General features: G+C 44.0%; 16 protein-coding genes. 11 read left to right on the top strand and 5 right to left on the bottom strand.

The features are described from left to right. The first annotated feature begins 51 nt into the window (after positions 1-51). Positions 52-471, top strand: a complete 420-nt coding sequence (arfB, locus tag KW060_RS14860) for an alternative ribosome rescue aminoacyl-tRNA hydrolase ArfB (protein ID WP_249036216.1) — start codon at positions 52-54, stop codon at positions 469-471. A gap of 3 nt (positions 472-474) precedes the next feature. Here the strand turns inward: arfB and KW060_RS14855 are convergent, their stop codons facing one another. Both KW060_RS14855 and KW060_RS14850 read right to left on the bottom strand, forming a co-directional pair. Beyond that, entirely contained in the window at positions 475-1,119 is a 645-nt protein-coding gene (locus KW060_RS14855; RefSeq protein ID WP_274757301.1) for a sugar transferase, read from the bottom strand. A 177-nt stretch (positions 1,120-1,296) separates the two neighbouring features. Beyond that, complete coding sequence (locus KW060_RS14850) at positions 1,297-2,880, bottom strand: lysine--tRNA ligase (protein WP_249036215.1); 1,584 nt, start codon at positions 2,878-2,880, stop codon at positions 1,297-1,299. Between the two features lie 164 nt (positions 2,881-3,044). On the opposite strand from KW060_RS14850, the gene KW060_RS14845 reads away from it, so the two are divergent. The 7 genes from KW060_RS14845 (at position 3,045) to KW060_RS14815 (ending at position 13,540) form a co-directional block, all read left to right on the top strand. Then, positions 3,045-5,783: an ATP-dependent DNA helicase gene (locus KW060_RS14845; protein ID WP_249036214.1), complete on the top strand. Its 2,739-nt coding sequence runs from the start codon at positions 3,045-3,047 to the stop codon at positions 5,781-5,783. 155 nt (positions 5,784-5,938) lie between these two features. Continuing rightward, entirely contained in the window at positions 5,939-7,045 is a 1,107-nt protein-coding gene (locus KW060_RS14840) for an S-(hydroxymethyl)glutathione dehydrogenase/class III alcohol dehydrogenase (protein ID WP_249036213.1), read from the top strand. Next, positions 7,045-7,887 carry an S-formylglutathione hydrolase gene (gene fghA / locus KW060_RS14835; protein ID WP_420833200.1) on the top strand — a complete coding sequence of 281 codons (843 nt, stop codon included), beginning with the start codon at positions 7,045-7,047 and terminating at the stop codon, positions 7,885-7,887. Before KW060_RS14840 ends, fghA begins: the two co-directional genes overlap by 1 nt. Positions 7,888-7,896: 9 nt before the next feature. Further along, positions 7,897-8,355, top strand: coding sequence for an NAD(P)H-dependent oxidoreductase subunit E (locus KW060_RS14830; protein WP_249036211.1), 459 nt, complete (start codon positions 7,897-7,899; stop codon positions 8,353-8,355). Further along, a complete protein-coding gene (locus KW060_RS14825) occupies positions 8,352-9,848 on the top strand; it encodes a formate dehydrogenase beta subunit (protein ID WP_249036210.1) in 1,497 nt (498 codons plus the stop codon). Before KW060_RS14830 ends, KW060_RS14825 begins: the two co-directional genes overlap by 4 nt. A gap of 18 nt (positions 9,849-9,866) precedes the next feature. Then, entirely contained in the window at positions 9,867-12,671 is a 2,805-nt protein-coding gene (gene fdhF / locus KW060_RS14820) for a formate dehydrogenase subunit alpha (RefSeq protein ID WP_249036209.1), read from the top strand. Between the two features lie 5 nt (positions 12,672-12,676). Continuing rightward, complete coding sequence (locus KW060_RS14815; RefSeq protein WP_249036208.1) at positions 12,677-13,540, top strand: EamA family transporter; 864 nt, start codon at positions 12,677-12,679, stop codon at positions 13,538-13,540. On the opposite strand, the gene ribA is transcribed toward KW060_RS14815, so the two are convergent. Further along, positions 13,532-14,626 carry a GTP cyclohydrolase II gene (ribA, locus tag KW060_RS14810; RefSeq protein WP_249036207.1) on the bottom strand — a complete coding sequence of 365 codons (1,095 nt, stop codon included), beginning with the start codon at positions 14,624-14,626 and terminating at the stop codon, positions 13,532-13,534. The genes KW060_RS14815 and ribA overlap by 9 nt on opposite strands. A 100-nt stretch (positions 14,627-14,726) precedes the next feature. On the opposite strand from ribA, the gene KW060_RS14805 reads away from it, so the two are divergent. Genes KW060_RS14805 through KW060_RS14795 form a run of 3 tightly spaced genes read left to right on the top strand, consistent with a single transcriptional unit; the run spans position 14,727 to position 16,783 of the window. Further along, positions 14,727-15,419 carry a response regulator transcription factor gene (locus KW060_RS14805; RefSeq protein ID WP_249036206.1) on the top strand — a complete coding sequence of 231 codons (693 nt, stop codon included), beginning with the start codon at positions 14,727-14,729 and terminating at the stop codon, positions 15,417-15,419. Between the two features lie 57 nt (positions 15,420-15,476). Further along, positions 15,477-16,010, top strand: a complete 534-nt coding sequence (locus KW060_RS14800; RefSeq protein WP_274757300.1) for a 6-pyruvoyl trahydropterin synthase family protein — start codon at positions 15,477-15,479, stop codon at positions 16,008-16,010. Positions 16,011-16,018: 8 nt separating this feature from the next. Further along, complete coding sequence (locus tag KW060_RS14795; RefSeq protein WP_249036204.1) at positions 16,019-16,783, top strand: SDR family oxidoreductase; 765 nt, start codon at positions 16,019-16,021, stop codon at positions 16,781-16,783. Here KW060_RS14795 and xth read toward each other — a convergent pair. Together xth and KW060_RS14785 are read right to left on the bottom strand one after the other, a co-directional pair. Further along, the gene (gene xth, locus KW060_RS14790; RefSeq protein ID WP_249036203.1) at positions 16,780-17,577 is read right to left on the bottom strand and encodes an exodeoxyribonuclease III; all 798 of its coding nucleotides are present in this window, start codon (positions 17,575-17,577) and stop codon (positions 16,780-16,782) included. The two genes, KW060_RS14795 and xth, sit on opposite strands and share 4 nt — an antisense overlap. An 11-nt stretch (positions 17,578-17,588) precedes the next feature. After that, complete coding sequence (locus KW060_RS14785) at positions 17,589-18,185, bottom strand: hypothetical protein (protein ID WP_249036202.1); 597 nt, start codon at positions 18,183-18,185, stop codon at positions 17,589-17,591. Between the last annotated feature and the right edge of the window lie 252 nt (positions 18,186-18,437).

Genomic DNA, 18,437 nt, shown 5'->3' with positions numbered 1-18,437 from the left:
ACTTGTGACAATAAACGACAAAAATTTAAACGAATATATTGGTAAATATCAGTGATCAAAATAACCAATAGCAAATATCTTGATGAAGAAGAGATAGAATTTAATTTCATTCGTTCGCCGGGGGCTGGCGGGCAGCATGTCAATAAAGTTGAATCAGCTGTGCAAATCAGGTTTGATGCAAGAAATTGTGATTTTATTGATGATGCTATGTTTACGCGTTTGCGCGGATTATGTGGGTCACGGATGACCATGGATGGTGTAATTATATTAACGGTCAGTGACACGAGGTCACAAGTCCGTAACCGTGAGATCGCCATTGAACGTTTGGTAGCTTTTTTAAAACAAGCAGCGATTGTTCCCAAAGTGCGTAAGAAAACAAAACCAAGTAAAGCCGCCAAAGAAAGGCGACTTACTTCAAAAAAACAACGTAGCAGTATTAAGAAATTAAGAAGCAGGAAGATAACCGACTGAATTTTATTCAGAAGGACTACGTTTTTCGGCTTCTTCATTACCTTGCCATGTTGGCATGGATGCATGATCTTGTGCTGTAATGCCAGCGCGTCCCAGAACAATCGGAATTGTCGCAAACAGGATTTTAAGATCAAGCATAAAACTACAATGATCGACATACCAAACATCAAGCACGAATTTTTGATTCCAGCTTAATGAATTTCGGCCAGTTACTTGTGCCCAGCCGCTAATGCCAGGGCGCACATCATGACGACGCATTTGTTCGGATGTATATTGGGTCGCATATTCGGCAACGAAAGGACGAGGACCAATAAGGCTCATTTCACCTGTAACGACGTTCCACAATTGTGGCAGTTCATCGATACTCCAGTCACGAAGGAATTTACCAAAACGTGTCAGGCGGTATTCATCGGCCTTTAGTTCCCCATTCTCATCGGTGCAATTTGTCATGCTACGGAATTTCCAGATTTTGAAAACCTGTCCATTAAGACCCAATCTTTCCTGACGGAAAAAAATTGGGCTGCCCATCTTCAAACGGATTAATAACATCGCCACGATTAACAATGGCGCCAAAATCACGATAAGTGATAGCGCACCGAAAAAGTCGATGATACGTTTCCAAAAATTTCTGTAGTTCATTTTATACATTTTATTTTTCCCCAAGGTATGCTTCCGATTTGCTTAATCGGTTCTTATCACCATGGACACATAAAATACATAGACTAAATTAACGTAATATTAATGAATGGCGATAGTTTTAATATTATTTGCATATAATTCAATTATATAGCCGATTCTCTCTGTAAATTACATCAAAAAATTAATCTAAGCTCTGTTAAGGGCCTCATTAATAAGGTCAATGAACTTGTCTTTGCCGTATAAAGCAATGAATGAACCCATACGTGGGCCTTCTTTTTGACCCAATAAAATTTCATAAAGAGCACCGAACCATTCACGAAGATTTTCGTAATTATTTTCCTTGCCCACACTGAAAACGGCGGTTTGAATATCGCTTGCTTCTACGTCATCAGCAATATTTTCAATTTCTGATTTAAGCATTTCGAGTGCTTTTACTTCATCCGCAGTAGGGGCACGGTAATTTTTGTTTGGTTTAACAAAATTTTCGTAATATTCGAGCGCATATCCAACCAGGTTATCAAGAATAGGATATTCTTCCGGCGTTGCGCCTTTCGCATAATTACTGATAAAGCCCCAAAGTGTTTCTTTATTTTCCGCGTTACTCGCGCTTACTAAATTAAGAAGGAGCGCAAATGTTACAGGAACATCTTCAGCAGGTGGATTTTCGCCGTGCATATGCCAGATGGGGCTTGCATATTTTTGCTTGCCTTCAAGGGAAGGGAATTTCGCAAGATGCGTCAGATATTCATCAACCGTTTTTGGAATTACATCAAAATAAAGCTTTTTCGCTTTTCTTGGTGACTGATACATATAAAGCGACAGACTTTCCTGTGTGCCATACTGAAGCCATTCTTCCATGGAAATGCCATTTCCTTTTGATTTGGAAATTTTCTGCCCTTTTTCATCAAGGAATAGCTCATAGCTTAAACCTTCCGGTGGTGTTGCACCCAAGATACGGCTGATGGCGGATGAAAGTTTCACGCTTTCACTTAAATCTTTACCGGCCATTTCATAATCAACACCAAGCCCGACCCAGCGCATGGCCCAGTCGGCTTTCCATTGCATTTTACAGTTTCCACCAGTAACAGGTACCTCAACGGTTTCGCCAGTTTCCTCGTCAATATAACTAACTGTGCCTTTTTCAACGTTGCGGTCAACCATTGGCACTTGAAGAACAATGCCAGTGCGCGGACAAATAGGAAGAAACGGGCTATATGTTTTTCTGCGTTCTTCACCAAGGGTTGGTAAAATCACATTCATGATTTTTTCATAGGCGCCAAGCATTTTCAAAAGCGTTTCATCCATATCACCGCTTTTATATGCGTCAGTGGCACTGATGAATTCATATTCAAAGCCAAAACTATCCAGGAAAGCGTTTAGCCTTGCATTATTATGATGAGCAAAACTTTCGTGTGTGCCGAATGGGTCTGGCACTTGCGTAAGTGGTTTGCCGATATGCTGAGCCAGCATATCCTGATTAGGAAGGTTATCCGGTACTTTACGAAGGCCATCCATATCATCTGAAAAACAAACGATTTTTGATTTTTTGCCTGTTAACAGTTCAAAAGCATTTTTAACCATGGTTGTTCTGGCAACTTCACCGAACGTACCAATGTGCGGAAGGCCTGATGGGCCATACCCTGTTTCAAAGATAACCATGTCCTTATCCTTACCGGAACGCTCAAGACGTTTGATAAGCTTTTCCGCTTCTTGAAACGGCCATGCTTTGCTCTCGACAGCAAACTCTCTAATTTCCGGTAATGTAGACATAATATTTCTCTCTAAAAATATGCGTTAAGTTAAGGCTACATAAGGCGAAACGCCCTATAGGTCAACAGCTCTTTCGTCATAATTGGTATAATAACACTTAAATTTGCTTTTCGTAATCTATAGTCGTGGTTATAGTCAGAAAAAAACAAATTCAACAGGCATTGATGTCCAGCTCACTTTTACAATTTCCTGATCCATTTGAAACGCTTTCAAAGCTTTCTGCTTTGATCGTTGGGCCCATAGGTGGTGTGATCATGACGCCTGACGGTGAAGTTGAATTTTACGAGCTTCATGAACTAAGAAATATCACTAGAAATAATGATTTTCTGGTTTGCAATATTCCAGTCGCGACAAGACGGCTTGGGGTTGATTTGGCGAGTTCATTTGACCTGCTTGAATTATTTGCATTCATTAGGCCATCCGAATTTTGCTTGCCGTTGCCTTTGGGACTAGCAAACGCACTTGGGATGCCACCGATGGGTGATAGTCCAGAGGATGAGGCACTTATTTTGCTAAAGGCCGCGGAAATTTTGATCAATGAACTGCGCCATCCTGAATATAGATATCCGGAAGGTGCAAGGGCGATAGCATATAATATGGCGGAGGCCGGATGGCGATGGGGGCCACTTGTCATGGGGGCACTGGGAAGTGCAGAAAAATTTCAGGATTATAATGTCTGGAACCATTTATCAGAATGGGAAGAAAAAGCACCGCCACCACCCGCAGGACAGGATAAGATATCAGGTGCAGAAGCCCGCGACAGGTTAAGCAGGTTACTTGGGGAAGCTTCAGAAAAACGCGACGGGCAAATGCAATATGCGGATGTTGCGACCAAGGCTTTTGACATGCCCCATGATGATGAACCAAGTTTAATTTTATCAGAAGCGGGAACGGGGATTGGTAAAACACTTGGCTATATTGCACCGTCCAGTCTTTGGGCCGAAAAAAATGGCGGCACAGTGTGGTTATCCACTTATACAAAAAACTTGCAACGTCAGCTAGATCAGGAACTGGACAGACTTTACCCAAGTCCGGGAATGAAGAAACAGAACGTGGTCATCCGTAAGGGCAGAGAAAATTATCTTTGTTTATTAAATTTACAGGAAATATCGGGTTTGGCCGCACAAAGGCAGGGTAAAATTTTACTCGGGCTTGTCAATCGCTGGGTTAGATATAGCCGCGATGGCGATATGATTGGCGGTGATTTTCCCGCATGGCTTGGTGAAACATTTGGCGCAGGCAGGTTGTCTCAATTAACGGATCGGCGCGGTGAATGTGTTTATGCTGCTTGCAGTCATTATAAAAAATGCTTCATTGAAAAAGCGCAGCGTAAAGCGAAATATTCAAAACTGGTGATTGCCAATCATGCCCTTGTTATGGTGCAAAGTGCCACAAGACAAGGGGAAGCAGACCTTCCGACTCGATATGTGTTTGATGAAGGGCATCATTTATTTGATGCGGCGGATAATGTTTTTTCGGCGCACCTGACCGGACAAGAAGGGCTTGAATTAAGACGTTGGATCCGCGGGGCAGAAATAAAAAACAGGCGTGGTAAAGGTTTAAAGGGCAGGCTTGATGAATTAATCGTTGATGAGGAAGAAGCCGGACAATTTATGTCACGGGTTTATGCGGCGGCAATTTGCCTTCCTGCGGATGGTTGGCATGCGCGTATCGCAGAAGGAAATCCGGTCGGCCCGACAGAAAGATTTTTATGGCTAATCAGGGCCCATGTTTATGCAGCATCATCGGGGCGTGATGAGTTTCATTCGGTTGAAACCTATACGACCAACCCGTCGGATGAATTAATCGAAACTGCAAAAGAATTAAAAACAGCACTTGATGAATTGATCAATCCGTTAAAACGATTATCGGCATTACTTCTAAAAAAATTGGATCAGGAAGCGGATGAACTGGATAGTTCATCAAGAAACAGACTTGAAAGTATATCGCGCAGTATCAGCAGACGCACGGAAACATTATCCGATGGCTGGGTGCCGATGCTTGAGGGTTTTATTGAACACGCGCCAATGGATGACAAATTTGTCGATTGGTTTGAATTAAGCAGATCAGCGGGACGTGAAGTTGATGTAGGGATGTACAGACACTGGATCGATCCAAGTATCCCATTTTCCAAAGTGGTGTTAAAACCAGCCCATGGGGCACTAATAACATCGGCGACATTAAGGGACAGGCTTTCAGAAAATCAAAACCCTGATATTGAATGGAACAGCGCAGAAATTAGAACGGGTGCCGCCCATTTTATTAACCCGCCAATGCGTCACAGTTTAAAATCGCCATTTGATTATGAAAAACAGGCGCGTGTATTCATTGTCAATGATTTGAATATCAGAAATCTTGATCAGCTTGCAGCTGCATACAGGGAATTGTTTATTGCATCCGAGGGGGGTGCACTTGGATTATTTACGGCGATCGGAAGACTGAAGCAGGTTTATGAACGTATCATCGCCCCACTTGAAGAAGAGCATCTTTCACTATTTGCACAACATGTTGACCCGATCAATGTGGCGACATTGATTGATATATTCAGAACCGTTGAACATAGCTGCTTGCTTGGCACCGATGCGGTCAGGGACGGTGTTGATGTGCCGGGTAGTTCACTTAGGCTTTGTGTCTTTGACAAGGTTCCATGGCCACGGCCAACCATTCTTCATAAAGCGAGGCGTGATCATTTTGGTAAGGGCAGTTACGATGATCTGATTACCAGATTAAAAATGAAACAGGCCTTTGGCAGGTTAATTAGAAAGAAAACCGATAGAGGCGTTTTTGTGATGCTTGATGGCGCAACGCCAAGCAGATTGCTTAGCTGTTTTCCAGAAGGGGTTATGGTTGAACGATTGGGACTTGCGGAAGCAATTCAGAAAACGAAAGAATTTTTGAAATAGGGGTTTATTTTAATTGTACAAACGTACAAAATAGCGTTATTGATAAAACATCATAATGTGATCACAAATTTATCTGTATTCAATTTGATAAAGATGTATATTTGACCAATATAGGGTATATTGGGACTTAAATTATAAATATAAAGGAAGTTTAAATGGAAACCAAAGCTGCTGTAGCCTTTAAAGCAGGCGATCCTCTTAGCATTGAAACTGTTACACTTGATGGCCCGCGTGCTGGTGAAGTGCTTGTAGAAATGAAAGCCACAGGTATTTGTCATACGGATGCCTTTACGTTATCAGGTGATGATCCGGAAGGTGCATTTCCTGCGATTCTCGGTCACGAAGGTGCGGGCGTAGTTGTTGAAATCGGCGAAGGCGTGACGTCAGTTGAAGTTGGTGACCATGTTATACCGCTTTATACGCCGGAATGTCGCGAATGTGATTACTGCCTGCATCCAAAAACAAACCTGTGTCAGAAAATCCGTTCTACCCAAGGTGCGGGCCTAATGCCGGACGGTACTAGCCGTTTTAGCCTTAACGGTGAGCCGATCCTTCATTACATGGGATGTTCAACATTTTCCAATTATTCTGTGATGCCGGAAATTGCGGTGGCAAAGGTTCGTAAAGACGCTGATTTCGAAAAAATCTGTTATATCGGTTGTGGTGTAACGACGGGTGTAGGCGCAGTAGTTTTTGATGCGAAAGTTGAACCGGGATCAAACGTTGTTGTTTTCGGTCTTGGTGGTATCGGTCTTAACGTTATTCAGGGCGCGCGCATGGTTGGCGCCAATAAAATTATTGGTATCGATATTAACAATGACCGTATTGGTATCGCGAAACAGTTTGGTATGACAGACTTTATCAATCCGACAGAATGCCCGGACCTGATGGAAGCGATCCTAGATCTGACCAATGGTGGCGCTGATTATAGTTTCGAATGTATCGGTAACGTTAATACAATGCGTCAGGCACTTGAATGTTGTCATAAAGGATGGGGCGAGAGCATCATCATTGGTGTTGCAGGCGCAGGACAGGAAATTTCAACACGTCCATTCCAGCTTGTAACGGGCCGTGTATGGCGTGGTTCAGCATTTGGTGGTGCACGGGGTCGCACGGATGTTCCAACAATTGTTGATTGGTATATGGATGGTAAGATTAATATTGATGATCTGATTACCCATACAATGCCACTGAATGATATCAATAAAGCGTTTGATTTAATGCATTCTGGTGAATCAATTAGAAGCGTGGTTGTATATTAATCATGGAATTGAAGTCGAAACATCAATGTTTTGGCGGTGAAGTGCGTTATTATAGCCACACTGCCAAGACAACCAATTGCGATATGAGCTTTAGTGTTTTTCTGCCGCCTCAAGCGGCAAATGGAAAATGCCCGGCGCTTGTTTATCTTGCGGGATTAACATGTACTGAAGATAACTTTACTACCAAAGCATGCGCTTATGAGCAGGCGGCTGAACTGGGTATGATCATCATTGCACCGGATACATCACCACGCGGTGATGACGTTCCGGATGAAGAAGGGTGGGATTTCGGAAAAGGGGCCGGTTTTTACGTTGATGCCACCGAAGAACCATGGAATACCCATTACAACATGTATTCTTACATCACAGATGAACTGCATCAATTAATGCTATCAGAATTCCCGGTTGATGCTACCAAAGTTGGTATATTTGGTCATTCAATGGGCGGCCATGGTGCGCTAACGATTTATCTGAAAAATAAGGATAAATATAAATCAGTGTCTGCTTTTGCCCCGATCGTAAGCCCGCTTAATTGCCCGTGGGGTCATAAAGCCCTTTCGAAATATGTTGGTGGAGACCGTGATCACTGGCAGCAATATGATGCCTGTGCCTTAATGGTGGCTGGTGGTGATGCGTCAAACGCGCCGGAAATTCTAATTGATCAGGGATTGGCTGATCCATTTCTTGAAAATCAATTGATGCCGGAACGGTTCGAAGCGGCCTGTGCGGATGTTGGGCAGGCATTAAATCTGCGTCGCCATGAAGATTATGACCATGGTTATTTCTTTATTTCCACATTTATGGTAGATCATCTAAAACATCATTCGTCCATTTTAAAATAGGAAATAATTGTGGTGGATTTGGATAAAGCGCAGGAAATAATTGCGGAATATACATCATTGCCCGGGGGGGTACTGGAATGCCTGCATGGATTGCAGGGGGTGTTTGGGTACGTCCCGAAAGAAACCATCGATTTAATTGCGGATGGTTTTAATATTTCACGTGCGGAAGTCTACGGTGTTATCAGTTATTATCACGATTTCAGAACATCCCCAGCAGGGCGAAAAATTGTCCGCATTTGTCAGGCAGAAGCATGCCAGGCTATGGGTAGCCGTGAATTAACCGAACGGGTTGAAGAAATTCTTGGTATTCAAACAGGAAAGACCAGTGAAAACGGTGATGTAACACTCGAGGCCGTCTATTGTTTTGGCAATTGTGCCATTTCACCAAATCTTGAAATTGATGGAAAACTTCATGCGCGGGTGACCGGTGAGAAAGCAGCGGAACTGTTAAAAGGGGAAAACGCATGACAATAACCATTTATATTCCCCGCGATACGGCGTCTATCAGTCTTGGGGCTGATGATGTAGCAAAGAAAATAGCAGAACTGCCTGAAGATATTAAAATTGTGCGTAATGGTACCTGGGGTATGACCTATCTCGAACCGCTTGTAGAAGTGGAAACGGAAAAGGGACGCGTTGCTTATGGTCCGGTAACAGTATCTGATGTTGATGGTCTTTATAAAGCCGGGTTTTTATCTGGTGCGGATCATCCGTTATGCCAAGGACTGACGCAAGAAATTGATTATCTTAAAAATCAGGAACGCTTAACATACGCAAGATGCGGCCTCATTGATCCATTATCCATTGAAGATTATAAAAACAATGGTGGGTATGCGGGTCTTAAAAACGCCCTTGAAAAATCATCACAGGAAATCGTTGATGACGTCACGACGTCCGGTTTACGTGGCCGTGGTGGCGCGGCTTTCCCAACTGGTATTAAATGGAATACCGTGCTCGCGGCAGAAGCAGATCAGAAATATATTTGCTGTAATGCGGATGAGGGCGACAGCGGTACTTTTTCCGACCGCATTTTAATGGAATGCGACCCATTTTGTTTGATCGAAGGGATGACCATTGCCGGTCTCGCGGTGAATGCGACGATGGGGTATATTTACCTTAGAAGTGAATATCCGCTTGCCAAAGAAATCTTGAATGACGCCATCAGAATTGCCGGACAAAACGGTTATTTAGGCAGTGATATTCAAGGAAGCGGCAAAGAATTTAACATTGAAGTGCGCATTGGCGCCGGATCATATGTATGCGGCGAAGAAACGGCCATGTTGGAAAGCCTTGAAGGCAAGCGTGGCATGGTGCGTGCGAAACCGCCACTTCCGGCTCATGTGGGATTATTTGGCAAGCCTACCGTGATTAATAATGTACTGACATTAGGCAGTGTTCCTGTGATCATGGAAAAGGGTGCTGATTATTACAAAGATTTCGGAATTGGCAAATCCCGTGGTACAATAGCATTTCAACTTGCTGGAAATGTGAAATGTGGCGGCCTTATTGAAAAAGCATTCGGTATCACCCTTGGTGATATGATTAATGAATTTGGTTCTGGCACATTCACGGGTAAAAATATCAAGGCTGTACAGGTTGGTGGCCCGCTTGGTGCTTATATCCCGCCGGAACAATTTGATATGCCGCTTGATTATGAAGCTTTTCAGGAAGCGCATGCAGTGCTTGGCCACGGCGGTATCGTGGTTTTTGATGAAACAGCAAATATGAAAGATCAGGCAAAATTTGCTTTTGATTTTTGTGCGATTGAAAGCTGTGGTAAATGTACACCGTGCCGGATTGGTTCAACACGTGGTTCGGAACTGATTGAACGTGGTGATTTCAAACTGATGATGGAGCTTTGTGATTTGATGGATACATCGTCACTTTGTGCCATGGGGGGTATGACACCCATTCCTGCTAAAAGTGCTTTTGAGCATTGGCCAGAAGACTTTAAAAAGTAGATTTCGGAAAGAAATGATATGACCTTATTAGAAGATAAAGATTTTGGTACGCCCGAAAAGAAATCGGATAAAACTGTCACATTGAAAATTGACGGTAAAGAAGTCACTGTGCCTGAAGGAACATCAGTGATGCGTGCATCACGTACAATTGATGTGGATATCCCAAGTCTTTGTGCATCTGATAATATCAAGGAATATGGGTCATGCAGATTATGTCTGGTGGAAGTGGACGGTATGCGCGGCACACCGGCGAGCTGTACCACACCGGTATCAGAAGGCATGGAAGTTAAGACGAATTCCGACCGATTAACGCAAATTCGCCGCGGTATCATGGAGCTTTATATTTCCGATCATCCGGATGAGGATAGCCCGCTTCATGATATGGCGAGGCTTGTTGGACTTGAAGGAAACAGATACGGCAAAGACGGCCATAACCATTTAAAATCCATCATTGATGATAGTAATCCTTATTTCAGTTTTGATCCGGCAAAATGTATTTTATGTGCCCGCTGCGTACGTGCATGCGAAGAAGTACAGGGTACATTCGCGCTTACCATTGATGGCCGCGGATTTAACAGTAAAATTGCAGCCGGAACGGATCAAGATTTTCTAGCCAGTGATTGTGTATCATGTGGTGCCTGTGTGCAGGCATGCCCGACGGATAGTCTTTTTGAAAAGCGCACTTATGAACTTGGAAAACCGGTTGAAAGCACCGTGACAACTTGTGCGTATTGCGGTGTGGGTTGCGGCTTTAAAGCAGAGGTAAAAGACGGTGAAGTCGTCCGTATGATGCCATGGAAAGACGGCGAAGCAAACCATGGTCATTCATGCGTAAAAGGTCGTTTTGCGTGGGATTATGCCATCCATGAAGACCGCGTATTAAGCCCGATGGTGCGTGAAAATATCACGGACCCATGGAAAAAAGTAAGCTGGGATGAGGCAATTGAATTTGCCGCAGACCGCCTTAAATCCATTCAGGAAAAATATGGCCGTAAATCAATTGGCGGCATAACTTCATCACGCTGCACCAACGAAGAAGTTTATGTGGTACAAAAATTAATCCGCGCCGGATTTAAAAATAACAATGTGGATACATGTGCACGTGTTTGTCATTCCCCGACTGGTTATGGCCTGCGTGAAACGCTTGGTACATCGGCGGGTACACAGACATTTGATAGTGTCATGGATACCGATGTGATGATGGTGATCGGTGCTAATCCACCGGATGCCCATCCCGTTTTTGCGAGCCTTATGAAAAAACGCCTGCGTGAAGGGGCGAAATTGATCGTGGTTGATCCCCGTAAAACGGGACTTGTGAAATCCCCACATATTAAGGCGGATTATCATTTACCGCTTCAGCCGGGAACCAATGTGGCGATGATCAACGCCATGGCCCATGTGGTTTTGACCGAGGGGCTTGCTGATCAGGAATATATCAACGAACGTTGTGACCTTGATGCTTTTAATGATTGGGCGGAATTTATTAAACGTCCGGAAAATAGCCCTGAAATTGTTGCGGAACATACTGGCGTTCCAGCTGATGATATTCGTGCGGCGGCTCGTCTTTATGCCACGGGTGGCAATGCTGCTATTTATTACGGTCTTGGTGTAACCGAACACTCACAAGGGTCGACAATGGTGATCGGTATGGCGAACCTTGCTATGGCGACAGGAAACATTGGCCGTATGGGTGTTGGTGTTAACCCGCTTCGTGGTCAAAATAACGTACAAGGGTCATGCGATATGGGATCATTCCCGCATGAATTACCGGGTTACCGTCATGTCAGTCTTGATGATGTGCGTGCGGAATTTGAAAAAGACTGGGGCGTAGAACTTGATCCGGAACCGGGATACCGTATTCCGAATATGTTCGATGCGGCTGTGGATGGTACCTATAAAGCCATGTATATTCAGGGCGAAGACGTGGCCCAATCCGACCCGAACACACATCACGTAGAGGCGGCGATGAATTCGCTGGAATGTCTGATTGTGCAGGATTTATTCCTGAATGAAACGGCGCGTTTCGCACACGTGTTTTTCCCGGGTACATCGTTCCTTGAAAAGAACGGCACATTCACAAATGCAGAACGCCGCATCAGCCGCGTTCGCAAAGTAATGGAACCGGTTCAAGGCATGGATGAATGGGAAATCACATGCCGTCTTGGTCGTGCGATGGGATATGATATGGGTTATGATAATGCGGCCCAGATCATGGATGAAATTGCCCGCCTGACACCAACCTTTAACAATGTCAGTTTTGACATGCTTGATGAACGCGGTTCGGTGCAGTGGCCCTGTAATGAAAAGGCACCGGAAGGCACGCCGATTATGCATATTGACGGGTTTGTTCGCGGTAAGGGTAACTTTATTCTGACCGAATATGTGCCGACCACAGAACGCACCAGTCGTAAATTCCCGCTAATTCTGACAACAGGCCGGATCCTGAGCCAATATAATGTTGGTGCGCAAACAAGACGCACAAAAAACAACATCTGGCATGACAAGGATATTCTGGATATTCACCCACATGACGCGGAAAATCGCGGTATTGTCGATGGCGATATGGTCATGATCCAAAGCCGCATGGGTGAAACCGTACTGGAAGCACGCATCACCGAAGATATGCAGCCCGGCGTGGTTTATACAACATTCCATATGCCGGAATCAGGTGCCAATATCGTGACAACCGATAACAGTGACTGGGCAACAAATTGCCCGGAATATAAAGTTACCGCGGTTGAGATTAGGCAAACAAACCGTAAGTCCGATTGGCAGGAAGAGTTTGACGAATTTTCTGAAAACACTCGTCATATCGCGGAATAGCTTTCATGGAATTATATATTATTCAAGCAGTGCTTGGGGCGCTGATGTTTGGCTTTGGTGGGGTGTTTTTTAAATGGAACGCCGTTAACAAAGCTGATGATAATTATTTCTTTGTTGCGCTTTACGCGACGGGGGCCTTGTGCTTTTTCATCGATAGTATTGATATCATAAATCAAATCAGCGGCATGTCATTTTTCATTATGGCGGCAATCGTGGGCCTTGGATCAGCCGGGGGCAATTTCACTTTTGCGCAGGGAATGCGGTTTGGCCCGGCGGGGCTGACGTCCGCTTTTGCGAAAGCCAATATCGTGATCGTGATATTGTTATCGGCGCTTTATTACGGTGAAAATATCACTATCCGCGAAGGCATCGGCATTTTGTTTTTCTTTGCGGCCATGATGACGGTTAATCTTAAATTTGGTGGCAATGAAAAAGCGGCCAACAGCAAATGGTTCCTGATTATGACGGTTTGCATCATCTTGCTTGCCTTTAGAAATGGTGGCTTAAAAGTCGTCAATGAAATGGATCTTCCGGGTGAACTTGTTGTGGCGATGGCCTATACGTATTGTGCGTTTTTATTCATCGGTCTTATATTTAAAAACAGAAACAGGACGCTTGCTCTTGGGACATCGAACGGCAAAACAATGGCGATTGGTACGGCGACGGGTCTTGTGTCATATGGCGGGTTACTATTTTATATTTCGGCTTTAAAAGGCGGGCCGGCCAGTATCGTTGTGACGATCTTTTCACTGGATATGTTTTTTATATTGTTATTGTCGTTTTTATTTTTTGGCGAACGGTTAAACAACAATCAAAAGGTCGGCTTTTTATTATCTGCAATCGGGTTGGTTCTGATCGGATTAAAGTAAGTGACCGGAACGTTTCTTTTTCGTTTTTAAATAAAGATCATTATGATTATTGGACGGGAATTTATGTTCCACACGTTCTGATACGGTGATGCCGCATGCCTCTAATCCGGCGACTTTATCCGGATTATTGGTAAGCAACCTTACTTTTGAATATCCCATCTTTTTAAGCATTTCTGCTGCGGGCTCAAAAATACGTTCGTCTGATAAGAAACCCAATCTTTCATTGGCATCCACGGTGTCAAAACCCTGATCCTGTAAATGATAAGCACGTAATTTATTGATAAGCCCGATGCCGCGCCCTTCTTGTGCTAAATATAAAAGAATGCCGCCGCCGGCTTCTGCCATATATTTGATGGCGCCGCGCATTTGTTCGCCGCAATCGCATTTTAAGGATCCAAGCAAGTCACCAGTAAAACATTCTGAATGGATGCGTGTCATTACCGCGTCATCACAGCTCGGATCACCAACAATGATGGCGAAATGTTCCGTGCCGCCGTCATCGGGTCTAAAAGCGACCATAGTGGATTGTTCTGAACCCTCTAGCGGGACAATCGCGGATGTCACGATGTTTAATGAAAGTGCATCATTTAAATCATATTCAAGAATATCTTTAACATGCAGCGTTAGAATATTTTTTTCTTTGGCGATATCATCTGCATTTGTAAGCGGTATTGAAAAAATTGCTGCCGGTAACAGTTTGGCAATTTTACATAACTTAATTCCGGCGTCATGAACATTGCTTGGGTTGACATTCGCCACTGTGAATGGCCCTTGCATCATTTTCATTAAATCATCGGCCGGGTCGGCCATGGATGCAATCACACCGCTATCCATATGGGCATCAATATTCACCAGTGCAACATCACCGGATCGGGGGGATATTTTTAAAATATTGGCTCGGTTATAAGTAAGGCCAACAAGCGCATCATCACCGCTTAATGTTTTTATATCTTGTAATTTCTGATCAAGGATCAGTTCAGCAGAGGTCACAAGATGGGCGTCTTCACCGTTAGATACAATGACAAAACCACCGCGACGTAGATCCGCCGCAGCGCGGTCAATTGGTATAAGTTTTTGATTGTTCACGGAATTGTTATCCACGGTGATGCCAAATGCCTTTATTTACTTTGAATATGGTTATACGACTTATATAATATTAAGTTAAGTATAAATATAGAGAAACAGCATGACGCATACTTATAATATCTTACTTGTGGACGATGATGATGACCTAAGGGAAAATCTTGCGATGCAACTTTCCTTTCATGAAGAGTTTAAAACAGATCAATGCAATAACGGCAAATGTGGTCTGGATAAGGTCAAAGAAAATGATTATGACCTGATCATTCTTGATGTTGGTATGCCGGATATCGATGGCCGTGAAGTATGCCGTATGATGCGCAAATCGGGTGTCAATACGCCGATCATCATGTTGACGGCAAACGCGTCAGAAGCCGATACCATTCTTGGTCTTGATGCCGGTGCCAATGATTATGTGACCAAGCCGTTTAAGTTTGGCATTCTGCTGGCCCGTGTCAGGGCGCATTTAAGACAGCATCTTATCAGCGAAGATGCGAGTTACCCTATCGGGCATTATATGTTCAAGCCGGGTGATAAAATGCTAACTGATGAAGAAACGGGTGAAAAAATTCGCCTTACTGAAAAAGAAACGGCGATATTGAAATTTTTAAAACGGGCGGATGGCGCGACCATTACACGGGATAAGCTCTTAAACGAGGTATGGGGATATAATGCCAATGTCACCACACATACACTGGAAACGCATATCTACCGTTTACGACAAAAAATCGAAACGGACCCATCAAAATCAAAGATTATCATCACCGAATCCGGTGGATATAGTATGGGTAATAGCTAGATTAAGTCTTTAATTCGCTAGACTCTCACGCAAAGCTGATATATCAAGCGCAACATGATGTTTGAATTATGTTTTACAAGACGATATTCCATGAGCCACCGGCTCTATAATATCAAGCAAGGAAAATGTTACGTTCCGCACGGCCATAATGAATATGTAAAAGTTCATTTGGTGGCCACCGGTGACGACCGTCTTGATGGTGTTTCAAATATGAGCAACCAATTTGAAACATTAAAGAAAACATGGCATGGCTGGATTGATAATTTCGTGGATCACACAATGCAATTATCGGATCAAGACCCGCTTCTTAGCTATTTCAAAGAAAATGAACCGGAAAATTTACCGCGTCTGATGATCACGCCGGGTGATCCGACGACTGAGGTTCTCGCGGCTTGTTTCTTTTCAAAAATCAATGCCTTTTTAAAAGCGGATGACATCAATATGAAATGCGTTCGCGTCGATGTTGAAGAAACGCCGACCAATACGGTTGTTTTTCATGGTGACCCGGATCAGGCCATTTCATTCGGTGATTATGATGGCCCGGATGTGCCATGGTGGCAACGCGCCGATATGTCCATCAATGATCTTTAAGGGGTAATATGACCGAAGCCGTACTGATTACAGCAGGACATAAACGCATCGGTAAAGCCATTGCCGAAACCTTAAGTAAAGCCGGATATTTCATTTATATTCATCATCATGATACCGTAAGCGATGCCGAAGAAACATTGGCGTCGTTATCTGGTGGGGGCGAAGTGGTGAAATGTGATCTTGGTGATTATAACCAAGTAGAAGACATGCTATCCACGCTTAAAAATCTTAAGCATGTGGTGAATAATGCGTCGCTTTTTTCAGCGGATACCATTCTTGAATTTGATGAAAACTCATTTTCCGAACATATGAATGTGAACTTGCGCGGGCCAATGCAACTTGCGCGTGGTCTTTACCAAATGTTGGATGAAAATGACCGCGGCAGTGTGGTCAATATTCTGGATAGTAAGGTTTTTGCCTTAAACGCAGATTATGCGAGTTATACATTAAGCAAACATGGCCTTTATGGCGCAACAGAAATGATGGCGCAGGCGTTAGGGCCTAAAGTTCGTGTGAACGGTGTAGCCCCCGGTATGACGCTGATTGCAGAGGGGCAATCGGATCATAATTTCGAAATGGCCAGTCATCTTAATTTTAATGGTGCGCCGATTAATGTGGATGATATTGCGGCGACCGTACTGCATCTGATTTCGTCAGCATCCATTAATGGCGCTGTCATCCCAGTGGATGGCGGTCAAAAAATGATGAATTTCACCAAAGATGTGGTTGATGTGGCCCAAGGCATCATCGACGAAAATAAAGACAAAGCCTAAATTTCAATTTCCACAAGAACGGGTGCATGGTCCGATGGTTTTTCCCATCCGCGCGCGTCTTCTAACACTTGCATTGATTTCATGTTGTCTTTAAGGGCCTGACTACACCAGACATGATCTAATCTGCGTCCTTTATCGGCGGCGCGCCAATCACGGGCGCGATATGACCACCAGCTATAAAGCCTTTCTGGTTCCGGCACAAATTCACGCATCACATCATGCCAATTATGCGCTTCCATCAATGACATCATGGCGTCACATTCCTGCGGTGTATGACTAACCACTTTCAATAATTTCTTATGGGACCAAACATCACTTTCAAGCGGCGCAATATTAAGATCACCAACAAGAATATGTTTACCGTTACTCGGCAAACCATGGGACCAATTGGTCATTTCAGCAAGGAAATCCATTTTATGGGCAAATTTGTCATTCAGTGCCACATCCGGTTCATCACCACCCGCCGGCACATAAAAATTATCAAGCCTGATACCATTTTCAAACGTGGTTGCGATATGACGGGCATCACCCATTTCGCACCAATTGATGATTTCCTGTTCGGCAATTGGTAATTTACTGTGTGTGGCCACACCGTGATAGCTTTTTTGCCCTGCGATGGCGTGTTGGTTAAGACCAAATTTTTCAAACACATCTGTTGGATACATGTGATTTTGAACTTTGGTTTCCTGCAGGCATAAAATATCCGGATTATAATCCGCAAGCAACTTTTCAACGATTGGCGTGCGGGCGCGTACAGAATTGATGTTCCAGGTTACAAGACGGATTTTGGGCATATTATTATTTCCTAGAAAATATTAAGAGTAGTCCCCGCGACGCCAAGCGGCCAATGGCCGCTTTCGAACAGGCGGAATTTTAGGGCAAATGGATGATCTTCTTCGCCCTCTGCGGCGATGACAAGGGCCGCTTGATAACAGCTTTGCACGGCGGCACCAATGGCGGCGCGTAATATTTCTTCATCATCAATACCCCAGCGCATGGACGCACTTTCAACGGCATTTGTGATATGTTCAGATGCCTTACTGGTGACATTGGTAAGGGCTACTTCCAGCACATCTTCCTCGATAAATTCAAGTGCCTCATTGATCAGTGACGCGGCAAGTTGTTCTTCTGCTTCCCATGCAGGGCTGTTCCAGTCATTGGTTTCAAGGCAGGCAATGGCATCGTCCCAATCCAACACTTCCGCGGGATATCCTTCCGGAAAGCCGAGTGCTTCCAGATAGTCACGCGAATCTTTCAGAAGGTTTTGTTCAATTGGTTCGCCAATATGATGAAACCATTCCGTTTGACTGATCATGCTTGCGAAGCGGGCAACAAGCATTAACGTTGGATATTCTTCGCCAACGTCAAAATCATCAAAAATATCATCAGGGGTATCGGTCATCAGTATTCCTTTTTTCTGCAAATTATACGGATATAGGGATCATCACAAGAAATAATCATAAAAAACCCGGCCAGTAGGGTTCTGGCCGGGCAAACATCAGTTTGATGGAGCGAGAGGGAGGGGAAAAAGGAAAAAACCTCAGGCCCCATAAAATCAGAACAACATCTTCACAAGGAAGGTTGGAAGGTCAAATGCCCTGATTTATAACTTATAGGTAGTAATGATTTTTATTTTTTCAAGGGGTTCGCGTAA

Source organism: Pseudemcibacter aquimaris (assembly GCF_028869115.1).
GTDB lineage: Bacteria > Pseudomonadota > Alphaproteobacteria > Sphingomonadales > Emcibacteraceae > Pseudemcibacter > Pseudemcibacter aquimaris.
The sequence above is the reverse complement of the archived record's forward strand: the minus strand, read 5'-3'. Positions and strand labels throughout refer to the sequence as shown.